Source organism: Salmonella sp. 2018103, from assembly GCF_026247685.1.
Classification (GTDB): domain Bacteria; phylum Pseudomonadota; class Gammaproteobacteria; order Enterobacterales; family Enterobacteriaceae; genus Salmonella; species Salmonella enterica.
Genome location: NZ_CP111029.1, coordinates 3,812,675 through 3,833,246, shown reverse-complemented (window position 1 = coordinate 3,833,246; position 20,572 = coordinate 3,812,675). Strand labels below are relative to the sequence as shown.

Here is a 20,572-nt window from a genome sequence, read left to right as displayed (position 1 = left end):
ATGGTGAAAGTGTATGCCCCGGCTTCCAGCGCGAACATGAGCGTCGGTTTCGACGTGTTGGGCGCAGCCGTCACACCCGTTGACGGCACGTTGCTGGGCGATGTGGTATCCGTTGAAGCAGCGGACCATTTCCGTCTGCATAACCTGGGGCGATTTGCCGATAAACTGCCGCCGGAGCCGCGTGAAAATATTGTTTATCAGTGCTGGGAACGTTTTTGCCAGGCATTGGGGAAAACCATCCCGGTGGCGATGACGCTGGAAAAAAATATGCCGATTGGTTCCGGGTTAGGGTCCAGCGCCTGTTCCGTCGTCGCCGCGCTGGTCGCGATGAATGAGCACTGCGGCAAACCGTTAAACGACACGCGTCTGTTGGCGCTGATGGGCGAGCTGGAAGGCCGTATCTCCGGCAGCATCCATTACGATAACGTCGCGCCGTGCTTTCTTGGTGGTATGCAGTTGATGATTGAAGAAAACGGCATTATTAGTCAACAGGTGCCGGGCTTTGATGAGTGGCTATGGGTACTGGCTTATCCGGGCATTAAAGTTTCCACCGCAGAAGCACGGGCCATTTTGCCTGCGCAGTATCGCCGTCAGGATTGCATTGCGCATGGACGGCATCTGGCCGGTTTTATTCACGCCTGTTACTCGCGGCAGCCGCAGCTTGCCGCCGCGCTGATGAAAGATGTTATTGCCGAACCATACCGCGCGCGTTTACTGCCGGGCTTTAGCCAGGCGCGGCAGGCGGTGTCGGAGATCGGCGCGCTGGCGAGCGGGATTTCCGGGTCGGGGCCGACGCTGTTTGCGCTATGCGATAAACCGGAGACGGCGCAGCGCGTCGCGGACTGGCTGAGCAAACATTATCTGCAAAATCAGGAAGGCTTCGTTCATATTTGCCGGCTGGATACGGCGGGCGCACGAGTAGTGGGATAATCAATGAAACTCTATAATCTGAAAGACCATAATGAGCAGGTCAGCTTTGCGCAGGCCGTCACGCAAGGACTGGGCAAACAGCAGGGACTTTTTTTTCCGCACGATCTGCCGGAGTTTAGCCTGACGGAAATTGATGAGATGCTCAACCAGGACTTTGTCAGCCGTAGCGCAAAGATCCTCTCGGCATTTATTGGCGATGAAATACCGCAGCAAATTCTGGAAGAGCGCGTCCGCGCGGCGTTTGCGTTCCCGGCGCCGGTAGCGCAGGTAGAAAGCGATGTCGGTTGCCTGGAGCTGTTCCATGGTCCGACGCTGGCCTTTAAAGACTTCGGCGGGCGTTTTATGGCGCAAATGCTGACGCATATCAGCGGCGACAAACCGGTGACGATTCTGACCGCAACGTCAGGTGATACCGGCGCGGCGGTGGCTCACGCGTTCTATGGCCTGGAAAATGTGCGGGTCGTCATTCTCTACCCGCGCGGTAAAATCAGTCCGTTGCAGGAAAAACTGTTCTGTACTCTGGGCGGCAACATTGAAACCGTGGCGATCGACGGCGATTTCGACGCTTGCCAGGCGCTGGTGAAACAGGCATTTGATGACGAAGAACTGAAAACGGCGCTGGGGCTGAATTCGGCTAATTCAATTAATATCAGCCGCCTGTTGGCGCAAATTTGCTACTACTTTGAAGCCGTGGCGCAACTGCCGCAGGGGGCGCGTAACCAACTGGTGATCTCCGTCCCCAGCGGCAACTTTGGCGATTTGACGGCAGGACTGCTGGCGAAGTCGTTAGGCCTGCCGGTGAAACGCTTTATCGCCGCTACCAACGTCAACGACACGGTGCCGCGTTTTCTGCATGACGGGAAGTGGGCGCCGAAAGCGACGCAGGCGACCCTGTCGAATGCGATGGATGTCAGCCAGCCGAATAACTGGCCGCGCGTGGAGGAGCTATTCCGCCGTAAAATCTGGCGCCTGACTGAGCTGGGCTATGCGGCGGTGGATGATACTACGACACAGCAGACGATGCGCGAGCTGAAAGCGAAAGGTTATATCTCGGAACCTCATGCGGCGGTAGCGTATCGGGCATTACGCGACCAGTTAAACCCTGGCGAGTATGGCTTGTTTCTCGGAACGGCGCATCCGGCGAAGTTTAAAGAAAGCGTGGAGTCCATTCTGGGAGAAACTCTGGCCTTGCCTGAAGCGCTCGCCGAACGCGCCGACCTGCCGCTGCTTTCACATCATTTGCCTGCGGATTTTGCCGCCCTGCGTAAGCTGATGATGACCCGCCAGTAACCATTGCGCCCGGTGGCGCTGTCGCTTACCGGGCCTATGGGGTGGTGTCGATTTGTAGGCCGGATAAGGCGTAACCGCCATCCGGCGATGCCGTTACTGCTCGTAGCGTTTAAAGACCAGCTCGTCTTGTGTGGAGGTTTCTTCATCAAAGAAATACCCTTCACGGTCAAACGCGGTAAGCTGTTCCGGCTTCGTTAAGCGGTTTTCAATAATAAAACGGCTCATCAGTCCGCGCGCTTTTTTGGCGTAGAAGCTTATCACCTTAAACTTGCCGTTTTTCTCATCAAGGAACACGGGCTTAATCAGTTCGGCATTCAGTTTCTTCGGCTTCACCGATTTAAAATATTCCTCGGAGGCCAGATTCACCACCACCCGATCGCCCTGCGCCTCAAGCGCTTCGTTGAGCTTATCGGTAATGATATCGCCCCAGAATTGATAAAGATCTTTGCCGCGCGGATTCTCCAGGCGAATCCCCATCTCCAGACGATAAGGCTGCATTAAATCCAGCGGGCGCAATACGCCATACAAGCCAGAGAGCATACGCAGATGCTGTTGAGCAAAATCAAAATCCGCGTCGTTGAACGTTTCCGCCTGTAGGCCGGTATAAACATCGCCTTTGAACGCCAGAATCGCCTGGCGTGCATTATCCGGCGTAAAATGAGGCTGCCAGTCATGAAAACGCGTGGCGTTGAGATCCGCCAGTTTGTCGCTAATTCCCATCAGCCTGGAAATTTGCGGCGCCGAAAGCTGGCGGGCCTGTTGAATAAGCTGCTGGCTGTGATCCAACAGCTCCGGCTGGGTATAGCGGGTCGTGGCCAGCGGGCTTTGATAATCAAGCGTTTTTGCAGGTGAAATCAGAATCAGCATATCCAGTCCTTGCAGGGAATTTTCTGCGACTTTAGCAAAAAAACGCCGCAGAGTTGACCGATGGTTGCGATTGTCGGCTTAATCGCGCGATGCCGCATCCCAGGTATCTGGCGCCAGTTGTGGTTCGATATCCGGGAAGCGCCGCGGATCGAACTGCGGTCTTACGCCCAGTTTCCGTTGTCGCAGATAATCGCTGGCGAGGGTATACACCACCGGTGAGAGCAACAAAATCGCCGTCAGATTGGTAATGGCCATACAGGCCATGATCATGTCAGCGAGCTGCCATATCAGCGGAAAACTGATAAGCGTACCGGCGATAACCATGCCAAGCGTCGCAAGGCGTAATAGCCAGATGGCCTTTGCGTTATGTAACCGCAGAAAAAACAGATTGTTTTCAGCGTAAATATAGTTGGCGACGATAGAACTGAACGCGAACAGAATGACGATAAGCGCGACAAAACTGGCGCCCCATTCACCGGTCAACGAAACCATTGCATGTTGGAGAAGCTGAATGCCTTCTGTTGACGAGTGGGACGCGTGATTCCCCGCCAGCAGGATAATCATCGCGCTGGCGGTACAGATGATAATGGTGTCGCTGAATACGCCAATCATTTGCACAATCCCCTGCGCGACTGGGTGAGGGGGATACGACGTTGCCGCCGCGGCCGCATTAGGCGTTGACCCCATACCCGCTTCATTAGAGAACATCCCACGCTGAAAACCGCTGGTAATAGCCTGAGTGAGCGTATATCCGGCTGCGCCTGCCGCGGCTTCCTGCCAGCCAAATGCGCTTTTGACTATCGAGGCGATAACGCCAGGCATTTGCTCAATATGCCAGAAGCAAATGAATACGCTGCCGGCGACCCACAATAACGCGATGAGGGGAATCAGCCATTGCATCAGGCGGGCGACGCCTTTTATGCCGCGAATGATAATTAACAGGGCACAGAACGCCAGAGCAATGCCGGAGATAAGTGGCGGAATGTTGAAGGCGAAATGGAGCGCGCGTGAGACGGCATTCGCCTGCACGCTATTAAAAATCAACCCGTAGGCGACGAGCAGAAAGAGGGCGAAAACCACGCCCATCCAGCGCATTCCCAGCCCGCGCGCCATATACCACGCCGGGCCGCCGCGGAACTGGCCTGTCGGGTCACGTTCTTTATAAAGCTGGGCAAGCGAACACTCGGCGAAGGAGGTCGCCATGCCAATGATGGCCGAGACCCACATCCAGAATACCGCGCCGGGACCGCCTGCGGCGATAGCCAGCGCCACGCCGGCCAGATTACCGCTGCCAATCCGCGCCGCGAGGCTGGTACACAGCGCCTGAAATGACGTCAGGCCGCCTGGCTGCGGGCTAAGGCTGCCTTTCAGACTGCGGCCAAATTGGCGAATATAACGAAACTGAATGAATCCGGTACGCCAGGTAAACCAACATCCTGCGCCGAGCAGCAGGTAAATCATTACCGAGCCCCAGAGTATTTCGTTAATAAAACTGAAAAACTCAGGCATTAACGTCCCTCTTGTTGATGCCGGCACGCTTTGATAATCCTGTATAAGCGTGACCCATGATGTAGATGACCTTGTCAGACTAATATTAACGGCAGTTTACCATAAATACGGCGGTATCCTTTAATTGCGCATCAACCGTCGGCAGATACGCAAACAGTGCACAAGGGCAGCCAGGTGCATGTAGGCGGTTGCGCTGTGAGTGCGTCGTGTTATCATCAGGGTAGACCGGTTACATCCCCTAACAAGCTGTTTAAAGAGAAACTCTATCATGACGGACAAATTGACCTCCCTTCGTCAGTTCACCACCGTAGTGGCTGATACCGGAGATATCGCGGCAATGAAGCTGTACCAGCCGCAGGATGCTACAACTAACCCTTCTCTCATTCTTAACGCAGCGCAAATCCCGGAATATCGTAAGCTGATTGACGATGCTGTCGCCTGGGCGAAACAGCAGAGCAGCAACCGCGCGCAGCAGGTTGTTGACGCGACCGATAAGCTGGCGGTGAATATTGGCCTGGAAATCCTGAAGCTGGTGCCGGGGCGTATTTCTACCGAAGTTGACGCGCGTCTGTCTTATGACACTGAAGCGTCTATCGCCAAAGCAAAACGTATCATTAAACTCTACAATGATGCGGGTATCAGCAACGATCGTATCCTGATCAAGCTGGCGTCCACCTGGCAGGGCATTCGCGCAGCCGAACAGCTGGAAAAAGAAGGCATCAACTGTAACCTGACGCTGCTGTTCTCCTTCGCGCAGGCGCGTGCGTGCGCCGAAGCGGGCGTCTACCTGATCTCGCCGTTCGTAGGTCGTATTCTTGACTGGTATAAAGCCAATACCGACAAGAAAGACTATGCGCCAGCTGAAGATCCGGGCGTGGTTTCCGTAACGGAAATCTACGAGTACTACAAACAGCATGGTTACGAAACCGTCGTTATGGGCGCAAGCTTCCGTAACGTAGGCGAAATTCTGGAGCTGGCGGGCTGCGACCGTCTGACTATCGCGCCGGCATTGCTGAAAGAACTGGCGGAAAGCGAAGGGGCGATTGAGCGTAAGCTCTCTTTCTCCGGCGAAGTCAAAGCGCGTCCGGAACGCATTACCGAAGCCGAGTTCCTGTGGCAGCATCACCAGGATCCGATGGCGGTTGACAAACTGGCGGATGGTATCCGTAAGTTTGCGGTAGACCAGGAAAAACTGGAAAAAATGATCGGCGATCTGCTGTAATCCTGACAGATTGCATGACAATAGCCCGCTTTCCGGCTGAGAGCGGGCTATTTTTTTATTAATGCTGCAGTGACGGGCGCTCTTCTGCGCTAACGCCGGTCATTTCGGTGATATCGGCCATCGGAATAAAATTTTCCAGCATGGCCCGCGCAATAATCTGCTGTCCGCTAACCCAATGGTTTACCTGTTCCGGGATTTAGTATTGCTGTCCATTCGCGTGTATGATTCTGCATAACGAGACTGTTTTAACGGAATAATTATGGATACCTTACGTATTGGCTTAGTTTCTATCTCCGACCGCGCTTCAAGCGGCGTTTACCAGGATAAAGGCATTCCTGCGCTTGAGGAGTGGCTCGCTTCTGCACTGACCACGCCTTTCGAGGTCCAACGGCGCTTAATTCCTGATGAACAGGAAATTATCGAGCAAACGTTGTGTGAACTGGTCGATGAGATGAGCTGTCATCTGGTGCTGACCACTGGCGGTACCGGTCCGGCACGTCGCGACGTCACGCCGGACGCGACCCTTGCCATCGCTGACCGTGAAATGCCAGGTTTTGGCGAGCAGATGCGCCAGATCAGCCTGCGCTTTGTGCCGACCGCCATTCTTTCCCGCCAGGTGGGCGTTATCCGTAAACAGGCGTTAATTCTTAATCTGCCTGGACAGCCAAAATCGATCAAAGAAACGCTGGAAGGCGTAAAAGCGGACGATGGCAGCGTTAGCGTGCCGGGCATTTTTGCGAGCGTGCCGTATTGCATACAGCTGCTTGACGGGCCGTATGTCGAAACCGCGCCGGAAGTGGTTGCCGCTTTCCGTCCGAAGAGCGCCAGACGTGAGAATATGTCATCCTGACCGGAAGATACTGATAGTAGGGTTATTCCTCCCGGTGCGGGAGGAATAAAGAGATTTAGTGCGCTTCGCCGATTGGCAGAATAGTGCGGCCAAATTGCTCGTTTAGCACTTCACCCATCGCCAGATAAATAGCGCTGGCACCGCAAACCAGACCAACCCAGCCTGCGATATGGATAATGGCTTCGTTACCGGTGATATTGCCGACCGCCAGCAGAGCGAACAGTACGGTCAGGCTCAGGAAAACAAATTGCAGCGCGCGGGCGGCTTTCAGCGTACCAAAGAACATAAACAGCGTGAACACGCCCCACAGACCTAAATAAGCGCCGAGTAGCTGAGCGTCAGGCGCATCCGTCAGGCCCATTTTCGGCATCAGCAGGATAGCGACCAGCGTCAGCCAGAACGAACCGTAAGAGGTAAAGGCCGTTAAACCAAAGGTATTGCCTTTTTTGTACTCCAGCAGACCGGCAAAAATTTGCGCGATACCGCCGTAGAAAATCCCCATCGCCAGAATAATACCGTCCAGGGCGAAAAAACCGGCATTGTGCAGGTTAAGCAGAATGGTGGTCATGCCGAAGCCCATCAGGCCCAGCGGTGCCGGATTAGCCAACTTAGTGTTGCCCATAATTCCTCAAAATCATCATAATTGAATGGTGAAATAGTTTCCCAGAATAACGAGTTCCGTATTCGGGGCGCGGCATAATAATCAGGGGGAAGAGGACTGTCTATGATCTAATAAGGGGGAAAAGAAAATATTTCCCCCTGTGAGGGCATTCACGCCTGAACGGCTGCCATCATTCGTCGCAGGCAGGCTATTTGCAACACCGCCGGAATAGTCACGCGATACGCGCTGCCGCTCATCGCTTTGACGCCGTTTAACGCCGCGCCGACCGGGCCGCCAAGACCTGCGCCGCGCAGCAATCCGTGGCCCAGGATGCTCATTGCGGCATGGGTACGCAAAATGCGGGTAAGCTGGGTGGAAAGCAGGTGGGAGACCCCTTTTGCCAGACTGCGATCTTTCATGAGCAGCGGCAGCAGTTCTTCCAGTTCAGAAACTTTGGCGTCTACGGCTTGCAGAAATTCCTGCTTATGCGCCGCGTCCATCTTCTGCCAGGTATGACGTAAAAAATGCTCCAGCAGTTGCTGTTCTATTTCAAACGTCGATATGCTTTTATCTGCTTTGAGTTTTAGCCGCTTTGCGACATCCAGCAGAATCGCGCGGTACTGTTTTCCGTGTCCGCGCAATTTGTTGGCGATACTGTCGCCGCCGTAATGCTGAAACTCGCCGGCAATGAGCTGCCAGTTACGGCGGTGTTGCTCCGGGTGACCTTCCATCGCTTTGAACAGCTCGTTATGACTAAGGACGCTCGACAAGCGAGCTTTGCCCTTTTCGTTATGCGTCAGCAAACGGGCGAAATCGGCGAGTTGTTCTTCGCTACAATGCTGAAGAAAGTCTAAATCCTCGTCGTGTAAATAAGTGACGTTCATTTTCAGTCTGGCTTTTGGAATAGAAATAACAGCGATTAATCGTCGCCAATGACTTTAAGTCTCGCCATATCGGAAGAATTTACCGTATGGCCTGAGAAGGTAATCTTTGATACGCAGCGTTTGTTGTCGTTTTCGCTATTAATATTGATCCAGCCTGTCGTCTGGCCCTCTTTGATTGAGGAAGGGACGTTCAGGTTTTGGCTGGCGCTACGCGCAGTTTTAAAATAGACGGATGCGCCGCTAAGTTCGATGTCGCCGTGATCCGCCGTGAGTTGAATGCGCTTCACGATGCGGCAGACGGGAATTTTCAGCGCGAGATCGTTCGTTTCATTTCTGGGCATGGCAATAACACCCAGTATTTTATGGTCGTTCGCGTGCGCGACGCTACTTAACGCCAGGCCGAAAAGCAGGCCGGCGGAAATCGTTAACACAGATCGCATGGAATTTCTCTTTGACGGGTTCAATAAGCAATTACCGTCTATCATACTCTGCTCATGGCAACGATTCAGTTTTGTAATCTTTTCTTTTTATTACAATTTTTCCGTGAATGGTATTCGTTGTTTAATTTATTTCATGAATATTTATCTGTCTGGTTTTCCATCGCGCCCTCTCGTCACTAAAAAATTTTTTCATCTCCCCCTTGATGACGTGGGTTACGACCCCATCTTGTAGTCAACCGCAGTGGTGAGTCTGAAAAAAAACGATTCAGGGTAGTTGAAACCGCACGTTTCGCCCTTATTACAGATTCACAACCACATGATGACCGAATTTTTAGTGGAGACGTTTAGATGGGTAAAATTATTGGTATCGACCTGGGTACTACCAACTCTTGTGTAGCGATTATGGATGGAACGCAGGCACGCGTGCTGGAGAACGCCGAGGGCGATCGCACTACGCCTTCTATCATTGCTTATACCCAGGATGGTGAAACTCTGGTTGGTCAGCCGGCTAAACGTCAGGCAGTGACAAACCCGCAAAACACCCTGTTTGCGATTAAACGCCTGATTGGCCGCCGCTTCCAGGACGAAGAAGTTCAACGTGACGTTTCTATCATGCCGTACAAAATCATCGGCGCCGACAACGGCGACGCATGGCTTGATGTGAAAGGTCAGAAAATGGCGCCGCCGCAGATTTCTGCCGAAGTGCTGAAGAAAATGAAGAAAACGGCTGAAGATTATCTGGGCGAACCGGTAACTGAAGCGGTTATCACCGTACCGGCTTACTTTAACGATGCTCAGCGTCAGGCTACCAAAGACGCCGGCCGTATCGCAGGTCTGGAAGTCAAACGTATCATCAACGAACCGACTGCCGCAGCGCTGGCTTACGGTCTGGATAAAGAAGTCGGCAACCGTACTATCGCGGTTTACGACCTCGGTGGTGGTACTTTCGATATCTCTATTATCGAAATCGACGAAGTTGATGGCGAAAAAACCTTTGAAGTTCTGGCAACCAACGGTGATACCCACCTGGGTGGTGAAGACTTCGATACCCGCCTGATCAACTACCTCGTTGACGAGTTTAAGAAAGATCAGGGCATTGACCTGCGTAACGATCCGCTGGCAATGCAGCGCCTGAAAGAAGCCGCAGAAAAAGCCAAAATCGAGCTGTCTTCTGCGCAGCAGACCGACGTGAACCTGCCGTACATTACCGCAGATGCCACCGGTCCGAAACACATGAACATCAAAGTGACTCGTGCGAAACTGGAAAGCCTGGTTGAAGATCTGGTGAACCGTTCTATCGAGCCGCTGAAAGTCGCACTGCAGGACGCTGGCCTGTCCGTGTCTGATATCAACGACGTGATCCTCGTCGGCGGTCAGACCCGTATGCCAATGGTGCAGAAAAAAGTGGCTGAGTTCTTTGGTAAAGAGCCGCGTAAAGACGTTAACCCGGACGAAGCTGTGGCTATCGGCGCAGCGGTTCAGGGCGGCGTTCTGACCGGCGACGTGAAAGACGTACTGCTGCTGGACGTTACCCCGCTGTCTCTGGGTATCGAAACGATGGGTGGCGTGATGACTCCGCTTATCACCAAAAACACCACCATCCCGACCAAGCACAGCCAGGTGTTCTCTACTGCGGAAGACAACCAGTCTGCGGTAACCATCCATGTGCTGCAGGGTGAGCGTAAACGTGCGTCTGATAACAAATCTCTGGGTCAGTTCAACCTGGATGGTATCAACCCGGCGCCGCGCGGTATGCCGCAGATCGAAGTTACCTTCGATATCGATGCTGACGGTATCCTGCACGTTTCCGCGAAAGACAAAAATAGCGGTAAAGAGCAGAAGATCACCATCAAGGCATCTTCTGGTCTGAACGAGGAAGAAATTCAGAAAATGGTTCGCGATGCAGAAGCGAACGCTGAATCCGACCGTAAGTTCGAAGAGCTGGTTCAGACCCGTAACCAGGGCGACCATCTGCTGCACAGCACCCGTAAGCAGGTTGAAGAAGCAGGCGATAAACTGCCGGCTGATGACAAAACCGCTATCGAGTCTGCCCTGAGCGCGCTGGAAACTGCCCTGAAAGGCGAAGATAAAGCCGCTATCGAAGCGAAAATGCAGGAACTGGCGCAGGTTTCCCAGAAACTGATGGAAATCGCTCAGCAGCAACATGCGCAGCAGCAGGCTGGCTCCGCTGACGCTTCTGCAAACAACGCGAAAGATGACGACGTTGTCGACGCTGAGTTTGAAGAAGTAAAAGATAAAAAATAATCGCCCTTTGAACGGGTAATTACTGGCACGGGCGAAGAGGTTTCCTCTCCGCCCGTGTATGCATGTTAAGGGCAGATAAAAAGAGATGGCGAAAAGAGATTACTACGAGATTTTAGGCGTTTCCAAAACAGCGGAAGAGCGTGAAATCAAAAAGGCGTATAAGCGCCTGGCCATGAAATATCATCCGGACCGCAATCAGGGTGATAAAGAGGCCGAAGCTAAATTTAAAGAGATTAAAGAAGCCTATGAAGTGCTGACCGATGCGCAAAAACGCGCAGCCTACGATCAGTATGGTCACGCCGCGTTTGAACAAGGCGGTATGGGCGGCGGATTTGGCGGCGGCTTTAATGGCGGCGCTGATTTCAGTGATATCTTTGGTGACGTTTTTGGCGATATCTTTGGCGGCGGGCGTGGTCGCCAACGTGCGGCGCGTGGGGCTGATTTGCGTTATAACATGGATCTCACCCTGGAAGAAGCGGTGCGTGGCGTGACCAAAGAGATCCGTATTCCGACGCTGGAGGAGTGCGACGTTTGCCACGGCAGCGGCGCGAAAGCTGGCACGCAACCGCAAACCTGTCCGACCTGTCATGGTTCTGGTCAGGTACAGATGCGCCAGGGATTCTTTGCTGTACAGCAGACCTGCCCACACTGTCAGGGACGCGGTACGCTGATCAAAGATCCGTGCCATAAATGCCACGGTCATGGGCGTGTTGAAAAGAGTAAAACTCTGTCCGTTAAAATCCCGGCGGGCGTGGATACCGGCGATCGTATTCGTCTGGCAGGCGAGGGCGAAGCGGGCGAGCATGGCGCACCGGCAGGCGACTTGTACGTTCAGGTCCAGGTGAAACAACACCCTATTTTCGAGCGTGAAGGCAATAATCTTTATTGCGAAGTGCCGATCAACTTTGCGATGGCGGCGCTGGGCGGTGAAATTGAAGTGCCGACGTTAGATGGTCGCGTGATGCTGAAAGTACCGAGCGAAACACAAACGGGCAAGTTGTTCCGTATGCGCGGCAAAGGCGTGAAGTCCGTACGCGGTGGCGCGCAGGGCGATTTGCTCTGCCGTGTGGTGGTTGAAACGCCGGTCGGTCTGAGCGAAAAACAGAAGCAATTGCTAAAAGATCTTCAGGAAAGTTTTGGCGGCCCGACGGGAGAGAAAAACAGCCCGCGTTCAAAAAGCTTCTTTGACGGCGTGAAAAAATTCTTTGACGATTTGACTCGCTAATCTTTTTCCCGTTGTATTTTTCTTCAGCCCGGGTGTTTATCCGGGCTTTTTTCTGCCTGTACGCGCCCAGGCTTCTGTTAAACGCATCGTATCCTCTCATTTGTTGATATTTTGTTTTTACTGATAAACAAATTGATGTTAATCAGCAGTTTTGTATACGCTTATTCTTTAAAAAAACGTGATGTGATGACATTAACAATTGCTTTTTTAGATGCTGTGAATTGATTTATCTTGAGTATTATCTATATTGCTTTTTTTAGTTTCCGGAGGCAGACAGCGAATGGGATCGAAAGGTGCCAACAAGAGCTTTGATTATAATTTAATCAAAATTCTTGACGCTGTTATTTTGTCAGGAAATGCGGCTATGGCGGCAAAAAAGCTAGGCATTACACCGGCTGCCGTCTCTATGGCGTTAAAGCGCCTGCAGAGTTATTACCCGGAAGAACTGTTTAGCAGAGGGAAAGGCGGGCTCATCCCCACAGCTAAGGCTGTCGACATTTACCAAAATTTCAGTCAGGTGATGAAACTGGTGGATGACACATTTCTCTGTAATAGCAAAAAAGATGAAGCGTTCCAGATAACGTTATTAGGCAGTGATATTGTTGAAAGCTATTATCTTTCTCAGCTCTATAACAGCGATATTTTTGACCGTATTTTGATAAATCATTTCTCTGTCAGAAATATGAATCGGGAGCGTATCAGCGAACTTCTGTTTACTGCGCAAGGCGATCTGTTGATTGGTGCCGAACCTTTGCTGGAGTCCGGCATAGAGAATCAAATTATTGATAGTTTTAAATCATTTGTTTGTATCTGTAGCAGTAAACACATGCTGAGTACCCTCTCACAGCTATCGCTACATCATTTTTATTCTTCGCGTCATGCGTTATATCAGCCGGGGATGGGGGCTTCAGTGATATATCATGATAGCGAGTTATTTAAGGATGAGCTTTACTATACTGGCAGGCGTATTGTCGGCTATCGCAGTGATTCGCTTAACGGTTTGATGAGCATGATCGAACGAACCTCATTGATTGCATTGATGCCTTTGAAATTAGCGCTTTTTTATAAAAACCATCGTAAATATGACATTAAATTTATTCAGCCTCCGCCCGAACTGGCTTTGAAGTCAGTTCAGGTCTATGCATCCTGGAATAAAAATAGTAGAAATATATCGACGATTAATGAGATGGTAAGTATGTTACAAACGCTTTCCTCCTTCCGTCGCTAATACACCTCATTTTTACGCTTTGATTTAATATGGTTTTAAATGATGTGCTTTGATTTTCACCCGTCTGACAGGGCGCTTACACTCCTTGTGTTAATTATTCATTTATAATGATTTCGGAGTGTTAAAATGTCTATTCCCAACCATGTGTCGACAACGGAAGTTGTGCTATTGGAGCTAGAGATCTTACTCACTATTATTTCGATTGGCGCGTGGGGAGGCTTTGTCAGCTATCTTTTACGCAAAGATAAGACAGAATATAATAGTTCTCATGAAAGTATAAAATATTGCTTAACGCAGATCGTGATTTCCTGCTTCACCAGTTTCTTGTTAAGCGCGATTGCGATCGAAAAAGAATGCAGTTTCAACATTGTTCTGTTGGCGGCAGGCTTAGGCGGTGTTTTCGCGAGTCCGATCTTAAAAATTCTTGGGCGGCGGATTAAAAAAATTATCGAAGGAAATAATTCAGATTAATTATCATTCACGGTATCAGGCTCATCCGTGAGCCTTTTACGCGTCTTTTTTCAGCCTGGTCTAGGTCACTCTATTCTTGATCCAGCCATAAATAAATTGTTCGTTATTGTGGTTTTTCTCAGCAACGTTTAAGTAGTACGTGCCCTGACTGCAATTGAGAGCTTTCACCAAAACGGCTTCCCCTTCCTGGCCTCGCCAGGCCAAATAATGTTCGAGAGCGGCAAGCGTCCGCGGACCAATATTGCCATCCACATGAACATCCGGGTAGCGTTTACCTTGGTGATTAAAGACGTTCAACCAGCGTTGCAGCCACGCGCTGGGGTGGTAAGCGCCTATGTTGACTGCCGCATCGCACAGCTCGAAGGAGACTGGCCACGATAGCGTCGAGATGACATCAAAGCCTGGTTTTATCCAGTAATCCTCTTCGAGAATCGCGTAGGCTTCAGCGCGGGTCAGATCCCGCATATCGCCAGCATAGCCATGCGCTCGCGCCGTGGCTTCGGTAATGCCCCAATGGGTGGCGCCGCCTTTATCTTTAGGGTTAAATACGTAACCGCCTTCAAGCGCAATAATTCCATCTATAATTGGATTCATCTTCCCTTTCCTTCGCTTAGTGAATATGCAGATACATGAGAGAACCTAACGTTACTGAAAATACGGTCGTCAGGGCAGCGATGGTTTGCCGTACAATCTGTTTTTTTCTTCCCTTTGTTTCGCTATCCGTCGCGATAATGGCGATATCACTATTAACTTTGAGGCCTTGTCTTGGAATGGTAATAAAAAGATCGTTAATACCAAGCGCTTTAAGGTCACGTCTGATTAAATAGAGAATCTGCGTTAGATTTGCATCATTAACATAGTGGCTTCGACTTCCCCATAACGCGGTGGTTATTTTTTGTCGCTCGATAATCTCCAGATGAGCATTCTCGATGATGAAACTGAGACATTTGGCTCTCATCGCAGTCATTTTAATAACCTGTGAATTTGAGACCGTCCTCAGTTCATATTTACCTTCATTGTAAATGCAGTTGCTATTAATGATATAAGTTTTCATAACGTCTTCCTTTAGAAATGTACATCCTGGTTGTCTGTGGTGACTATATTGTATGAGAAATGTCTTAATCCAATAAATGTCACTGGTTTTATTGTATTGTCATTGTCTATAGCGAGTGTAATCACATTATTTCATTGTAATTAAATGATATTTAATTACATGATAAATGATATTTACTATATTCTCACCATAACGGACTAAGCGGGCGCTGAGAGGTGTTGTTTTCTCTTCGACAGACGGTGTTGTTAACCTCATTTTTATGATTTTTATATCATCTAAAAAGATGATGTTTTGTGATTAGCTATTTTTTATGCCTGTAACGATTATGGACCCCGCAGAACGAGCTGCGACAATTTTGAAACGTAAAAGGAAATTTGAAAATGGCTACAAGCAAACTGATTCAAGGCGATACAATTACTGAAACTACTCATGCAGCGAATGGTTTTGACCCTGCAACAAGCGATGATAAAATAAGCTATACTTCCGCTCGTGTTGCGAAACCGGTATACAATAAATATAAAAATTCCACGACTAAACCGAAGGTATTCGGTTATTACACCGACTGGTCACAGTATGACAGCCGTCTGCAAGGCAATATGTCCCAACCGGGCCGTGGTTATGATTTAACCAACGTTTCACCGACGGCTTATGACAAACTGATTTTCGGCTTTGTTGGCATCACCGGTTTCAGAAAAATTGATAAAGAAAACCGCGATGTCGTAGCAGAAGCGGCAGCACAGTGCGGCAAAGTGAAATATGAGCCGACTTTCCTCGATCCGTGGGGTGATTTCCAGTCTTATATCAACCTGGGTTTTGAAACCAGCGGCTGGGATGTTGATCCGAAAACCGTGACCCAGGCTAACGCCAAAGGTATGCTGGGCGCACTGCGTGATATGCAGGCAAAAGCGAAAGCCGCAGGTCACACGCTGGCGCTCTCCATGAGTATCGGCGGCTGGAGCATGAGTAACGGGTTCCACGAAACCGCCGCTTCTGACTCTTCTCGTAAAATCTTCGCCAAAGGCGTGGTGAAACTGTTCAAACAGTTCCCGATGTTCAGCGAAGTGGATATTGACTGGGAATACCCGAACGATGAAGGGGCGGGCAACCCGTTTGGTCCGGAAGATGGCGCTAACTACGCGCTGCTGATTGCCGAACTGCGCAAACAGCTGGATTCCGCTGGTCTGAGCAATGTGAAGATCTCTATCGCTGCTTCCGCGGTGACCACGATTTTTGATCACGCTAAAGTAAAAGATCTGCTGGCTGCCGGCCTGTATGGCATCAACCTGATGACCTATGATTTCTTCGGTACGCCGTGGGCGGAAACGCTGGGCCACCATACCAACCGCAAAGCGCTGGAAGAGGGCGGCTGGGCTGTCGAAACCATCGTTGATCACCTGCTGGCGGAAGGTTTCTCCGCTGACCGTATCAACATCGGTTATGCTGGCTATACCCGTAACGCTCGTCAGGCAGAAATTGAATCCCTGTCGCCGCTGAAAGGTTCTTATAACCCGGGAACAGGTGACACTACAGGTTCTTTCGAATCCGGCACCAGCGAATGGTATGACGTCATTTATAGCTACCTGGATCTGGAAAACCAGAAAGGTCGTAACGGTTTCAACGTTTACACCGACCAGGTCGCTGACGCTGACTACCTGTATAGCCCGGAATCCAAACTGTTTTTATCCCTGGATACGCCGCGTACTGTCAAAGCAAAAGGCGAATATGCAGCGAAACTGGGCCTGGGCGGCGTGTTTACCTGGACTATCGATCAGGACAACGGCGTGCTGGTTAACGCCGTGCGTGAAGGTCTGGGTTATGAAATCGAATCTGAAGTTATCGATATGGAACCGTTCTACTTCGAAGGTATCAATGTAGAAAATGGTGAAGAACAGGGCGATAGCGACGACGCGCAGAAAGTCAACCACGCGCCGAAAGCGGCGATTGAACTGCTGGTCGTAGGCGGATCTACGGTACAGCTGTCTGGCGCAGGTTCTTCTGATGAAGATAGTGATGAGTTGTCCTTTAGCTGGGGCGTGCCTTCTCAAATCGCTGTGGCAGACAAAACGGCAGAAATCATTGAGGTTGTGGTACCGGAAGTTAGCGAAAAAACAGCCTTTCAGTTCACCCTGTTTGTACGCGACTGCTACAACGAACCGTCCTCTCAACAGCGCTTTGTTCTGACGGCTGTGCCTGCGCTATCTCAGGTTCAACCGGAACCGGAAGAGGAAGAAGAGATTATCGTTCCTGTACCGGACGAGGAAGAAGATACCACGCCAGCTGAGGATGATACGCCAGCAGATGACAAAACGTCACCTTACGCACAGTGGGATGCTTTGACCGTTTATGGCGCAAACTGGGGTTCTTTCGAAATCGTTAGCTGGAAAGGCCATAACTATCAGGTGAAATGGTGGTCTATGGGCAACCAGCCTGACCTGAACTGCGGTGTCGGCGGTGCATGGACCGATCTTGGCGCTTACTAATACACGGCATTAAGCACGATGTATTGGGCTTCATGATTCAAGCCCCGGTTTACCGGGGCTTTTCTCCACCAGGGACAGAGGAAGAGTAGACCATGACCATTTCCATCCATGCCAGCGCATTTGACGTCAACAGCTGGTATCAAAAAATCACCTTAACCTTTATTAATGAGAGCGGTAATGCGGTCGATATGAACCATGCCGCAATATCGTTCACGGCCTCCGGGCACATCGATCCATGGGGAAATAGCGGCGGTACGCTCAAAGGGAACCTGCCGCTTACGTTGAACGATAGTTCGTATGGCACGCTGGAAACTAACAACATCATCATTAATAACAGCGATGCATTACTTCTTCAGCCGGGCGAACGCGGGACGCTCTCTTTCAGCCTCGCGGCGACACAGGTGCCGGTAAAAATGTCCACCATCACCTTGATGCTGGCGTCATCGTCATCCGAAGACACAGAGTCTGAAACCTTATCCGATGAGGAGACGCCAGCGATACCCGCCGCAGATGAACACCCCGCCGAACCCGATGCGCCGGAAAAGGATAACAACCTTCAGGAACGCGGCCTTACGCTTAACGTTAGCGAGTTGAATACCGCGAGTTGGTATCAACGCGTCACCTTTACGCTGACCAACCTCTACGCCCAGGCGGTAGATCTCAATCAGCTTCAACTGAATTTTACGGCCAGCGCGCACCCCGACCCCTACAGTCCGTTTCAGGGAACAATGCTGGGGAATCAGGCCGTGACGCTGGCCAGCGATGGGGGATGGCCCATCGAGAAGAATACCATCACCATTAATCATGACGGCGCGCTGATGCTGGCGGCGGGAGATACCGCCGAATTACAGTGCTATCTGGCCGCCACGCAGACGCCAGTTGCCATCAGCGATTTGAGCGCGACGTTGGCCCATGCCCCTGCCCGTCAGGGAAAAATTTGCGTTCATTTTCCTACCATGACGCAGACGGTGGCGCTTAAACCGGCGATTGAGCTGCTGTTTCCTGCCGGCGAAACCCGGCGCTTTGTCGGTGAGTGGGGAGAGGTGCTGACAATAGGCGATCTTAGCGCAGGAACGTATCGGCTTACCGTACCGGTACTGGCGAATGATGAGATGCAAATCGCGCCAGTCGAGTCCTCTTTTACCGTTACGCTGCAAACCGGCGATGCCGCCGCGCAGGTCCAGGTATCCTGTCTGCCGATTGTCCGTTATGCCAGCGCGCGTCTGATGATTGACGCCCCTGCGCTTGGTAATGCGAAATTGACCGTTGAGATCGCCGATGCTACGCAAGCGGATGAGCGTACTGTCACGCTTATCGCCAACCAACCGCAGTTAATCACCCGGCTACTGGCGGGGCATCATTATACGGTCAATCTGCAGCCTGCGATGATTAATAACCGCTTTATATCGGCACCCATACAGCTTACGGGTTTTATCCCTGCCGCGGCGCAGGTTGCCGAGGTTGCTGTCGCTTACCAGCAGGCAGCGATCGACACGGCGAGTTTCGTGACGGTGGATGCCACTCTACTGGGTCTGCCCGATGGCGTCGCGCCGCAGCGTTATCTGTTCAGCAGCGGTAAATATCAATACTCATTAATGCTGGAGAGCGGTAGCGATCGGCAGACGTTGGCATTACGCTTTGCGCCCGGGCTGTATGATGTTCAGACGGACGATATTTTCATCGACAGCGTGCCGTGGCGTTGTGAACAGGCCGGGCCGCTACGGTTGTTGCAAAAGGTCAACCATGTGGCGCTGGAGTTTCTGCCCGGCGTGACGCTACAGGTAAAAGGTTGGCCTGATTACCTTGCTCATGGCGGCGTGACGGTTAACGCGCCAGAGACGGTTTCTCTTTATCGCGATATACCGTTTAGCGCGTTGTTTAAATACGATGGTTTTGACGGCGGCGGCGATCCGGTTCCGGCCGCGGAGGTTGACGTGAACGGGGATGGTTTTCTGGATTACGCGACGTTACCGATCCATAAAACCGTTGCGCTGGTGCGCCAGATAGAAAAAGAAGCCGGGCGTAGCGTCATGCCGGTAATGGTTATTTATACCGCGAATGCCAGCGGCGGTAGCGCCCTGGCGGATTTACAGGATGCGCAAAAGCTACGTAACCATTTTGGTAACTTTATTACCCAGTGTCTGGCGGCGCAGTCATACAAAGATGAGACGCATCCTGTCCCGGCCACCTTTGTGCTTAACCCGGATTTTCTGGGGGCGCTACAGCAAGGACCGTATGGCTATACCGTAGTACGGCAAAAAAACAGCGTGCCGGTGAATACCCAACTGGCGGCGGCGATACAAGCATTACCGGCGATGGCTGGCTTTATCGCGCCTTCGTTGCCGACGTTTAGCGACGATCTCTACGGCTATATTCAGGCGGTGAACTATCTTGTTCGTCAGTTTGCCCCGGATGTGGCTTTTGGCTGGCAGACGAATGTCTGGGCGACAGGAACGGCGGACTGGGTGCTGCGCGATACCGCTGATCCGGTAGCTGAAGGGCAGGCGATCGCCGAATTTATTCATGAACTGGGCGTTTATAGCGGAGAATATGCGCCGGACTTTATTGCGTTTGATAAATTTGAGCGTGACTGTTTCAGTCCTGATGCGCTTGCCCACTATGGCTGGAATGCGACATGCTGGCTTAATTACCTGGCGATGGTCAAACAGGTGACGAAAGCGCTGCTGACGCCCGCCATGCTGTGGCAAATCCCTGGCGGCCATATGCCTACAGTAGAAGAGGGCGTCAGTAAAATCAGCGCTGCGCACTTTGCATCCGGCGGAACCTTTTTTATGGGGGACGCCCGCATTGGCAGCGATCCTGACACGCTCTCTTTGCAGCTACTCAATATGGCCTTAAATAGCGCGACTTACGGCGTCCCGACCGTCGGCGACTTTTTACGTAAAGATAAAGGGTATGACTGGGGCCAGATGCAGGCGCTGAACCTACCGGACTTTAACGTCTTTTCGATCTTATGGGGCGGTGGTTCTACTATCAGTATTACGACAATCCATTCTAACGGTGAAGACGGCGGCTGGCTGGCGGATAAAATGGTAGAGTATTATGCTGCTCCACGCTATTTCAGATAATATCACTGCTTATTTGCATTAATCTGGACTATTAGTTTGAGATTCGAAGGCGCGCTCTTTCGAATCTCTTTTCTTGCGCCCCCTGACCTCCCATTCTTTATGCGTAATTCGTTATTAATTTTCTGTAATCATTTTGTATTAAGAATTGTCTTAATCTTAAAAATATT

General features: G+C 51.3%; 17 protein-coding genes. 10 read left to right on the top strand and 7 right to left on the bottom strand.

Going from position 1 to position 20,572, the window contains the following annotated elements; all coding sequences use genetic code 11:
• Together thrB and thrC are read left to right on the top strand one after the other, a co-directional pair.
• A complete protein-coding gene (thrB, locus tag OLG56_RS18515) occupies positions 1-930 on the top strand; it encodes a homoserine kinase (RefSeq protein ID WP_000241685.1) in 930 nt (309 codons plus the stop codon).
• 3 nt (positions 931-933) lie between these two features.
• Entirely contained in the window at positions 934-2,220 is a 1,287-nt protein-coding gene (gene thrC, locus OLG56_RS18510; protein ID WP_000781105.1) for a threonine synthase, read from the top strand.
• Positions 2,221-2,313: 93 nt separating this feature from the next.
• On the opposite strand, the gene yaaA is transcribed toward thrC, so the two are convergent.
• Together yaaA and OLG56_RS18500 are read right to left on the bottom strand one after the other, a co-directional pair.
• Complete coding sequence (gene yaaA / locus OLG56_RS18505) at positions 2,314-3,087, bottom strand: peroxide stress protein YaaA (protein ID WP_000906172.1); 774 nt, start codon at positions 3,085-3,087, stop codon at positions 2,314-2,316.
• 78 nt (positions 3,088-3,165) lie between these two features.
• Entirely contained in the window at positions 3,166-4,596 is a 1,431-nt protein-coding gene (locus tag OLG56_RS18500) for an alanine/glycine:cation symporter family protein (protein ID WP_001113801.1), read from the bottom strand.
• A 268-nt stretch (positions 4,597-4,864) separates the two neighbouring features.
• On the opposite strand from OLG56_RS18500, the gene tal reads away from it, so the two are divergent.
• Both tal and mog read left to right on the top strand, forming a co-directional pair.
• Positions 4,865-5,818 (top strand): transaldolase, encoded by a 954-nt coding sequence (gene tal, locus OLG56_RS18495; protein ID WP_000130179.1) that lies wholly within the window; start codon positions 4,865-4,867, stop codon positions 5,816-5,818.
• Positions 5,819-6,077: 259 nt separating this feature from the next.
• Positions 6,078-6,668, top strand: coding sequence for a molybdopterin adenylyltransferase (mog, locus tag OLG56_RS18490; RefSeq protein WP_000380373.1), 591 nt, complete (start codon positions 6,078-6,080; stop codon positions 6,666-6,668).
• 55 nt (positions 6,669-6,723) lie between these two features.
• Here mog and satP read toward each other — a convergent pair whose 3' ends face one another.
• The 3 genes from satP to OLG56_RS18475 form a co-directional block, all read right to left on the bottom strand.
• Positions 6,724-7,290: an acetate uptake transporter gene (gene satP, locus OLG56_RS18485; protein WP_000528525.1), complete on the bottom strand. Its 567-nt coding sequence runs from the start codon at positions 7,288-7,290 to the stop codon at positions 6,724-6,726.
• Positions 7,291-7,439: 149 nt separating this feature from the next.
• The gene (gene msyB, locus OLG56_RS18480) at positions 7,440-8,153 is read right to left on the bottom strand and encodes an acidic protein MsyB (protein ID WP_023137528.1); all 714 of its coding nucleotides are present in this window, start codon (positions 8,151-8,153) and stop codon (positions 7,440-7,442) included.
• Between the two features lie 35 nt (positions 8,154-8,188).
• Complete coding sequence (locus tag OLG56_RS18475; RefSeq protein WP_207011557.1) at positions 8,189-8,593, bottom strand: DUF2541 family protein; 405 nt, start codon at positions 8,591-8,593, stop codon at positions 8,189-8,191.
• 348 nt (positions 8,594-8,941) lie between these two features.
• Between OLG56_RS18475 and dnaK the strand changes: the two genes are divergently transcribed.
• The 4 genes from dnaK to OLG56_RS18455 all read left to right on the top strand — a co-directional run bounded on the left by dnaK (position 8,942) and on the right by OLG56_RS18455 (position 13,782).
• Positions 8,942-10,858, top strand: a complete 1,917-nt coding sequence (dnaK, locus tag OLG56_RS18470) for a molecular chaperone DnaK (RefSeq protein ID WP_000516126.1) — start codon at positions 8,942-8,944, stop codon at positions 10,856-10,858.
• Positions 10,859-10,943: 85 nt separating this feature from the next.
• On the top strand, positions 10,944-12,083 hold the full coding sequence (dnaJ, locus tag OLG56_RS18465) for a molecular chaperone DnaJ (protein WP_001119009.1): 1,140 nt from the start codon (positions 10,944-10,946) through the stop codon (positions 12,081-12,083).
• Positions 12,084-12,363: 280 nt separating this feature from the next.
• Positions 12,364-13,311 carry a LysR family transcriptional regulator gene (locus OLG56_RS18460; RefSeq protein WP_039514726.1) on the top strand — a complete coding sequence of 316 codons (948 nt, stop codon included), beginning with the start codon at positions 12,364-12,366 and terminating at the stop codon, positions 13,309-13,311.
• A gap of 126 nt (positions 13,312-13,437) precedes the next feature.
• Positions 13,438-13,782, top strand: a complete 345-nt coding sequence (locus tag OLG56_RS18455; protein WP_000026889.1) for a phage holin family protein — start codon at positions 13,438-13,440, stop codon at positions 13,780-13,782.
• Positions 13,783-13,842: 60 nt separating this feature from the next.
• Here OLG56_RS18455 and OLG56_RS18450 read toward each other — a convergent pair whose 3' ends face one another.
• Complete coding sequence (locus tag OLG56_RS18450) at positions 13,843-14,376, bottom strand: glycoside hydrolase family 108 protein (RefSeq protein ID WP_001068135.1); 534 nt, start codon at positions 14,374-14,376, stop codon at positions 13,843-13,845.
• 16 nt (positions 14,377-14,392) lie between these two features.
• Positions 14,393-14,836, bottom strand: coding sequence for a winged helix-turn-helix domain-containing protein (locus OLG56_RS18445; RefSeq protein WP_000860681.1), 444 nt, complete (start codon positions 14,834-14,836; stop codon positions 14,393-14,395).
• 380 nt (positions 14,837-15,216) lie between these two features.
• Between OLG56_RS18445 and OLG56_RS18440 the strand changes: the two genes are divergently transcribed.
• Together OLG56_RS18440 and OLG56_RS18435 are read left to right on the top strand one after the other, a co-directional pair.
• On the top strand, positions 15,217-17,316 hold the full coding sequence (locus tag OLG56_RS18440; protein ID WP_000235807.1) for a glycoside hydrolase family 18 protein: 2,100 nt from the start codon (positions 15,217-15,219) through the stop codon (positions 17,314-17,316).
• A 92-nt stretch (positions 17,317-17,408) separates the two neighbouring features.
• Positions 17,409-20,405, top strand: coding sequence for a hypothetical protein (locus OLG56_RS18435; RefSeq protein ID WP_061377126.1), 2,997 nt, complete (start codon positions 17,409-17,411; stop codon positions 20,403-20,405).
• Positions 20,406-20,572: the final 167 nt, after the last annotated feature.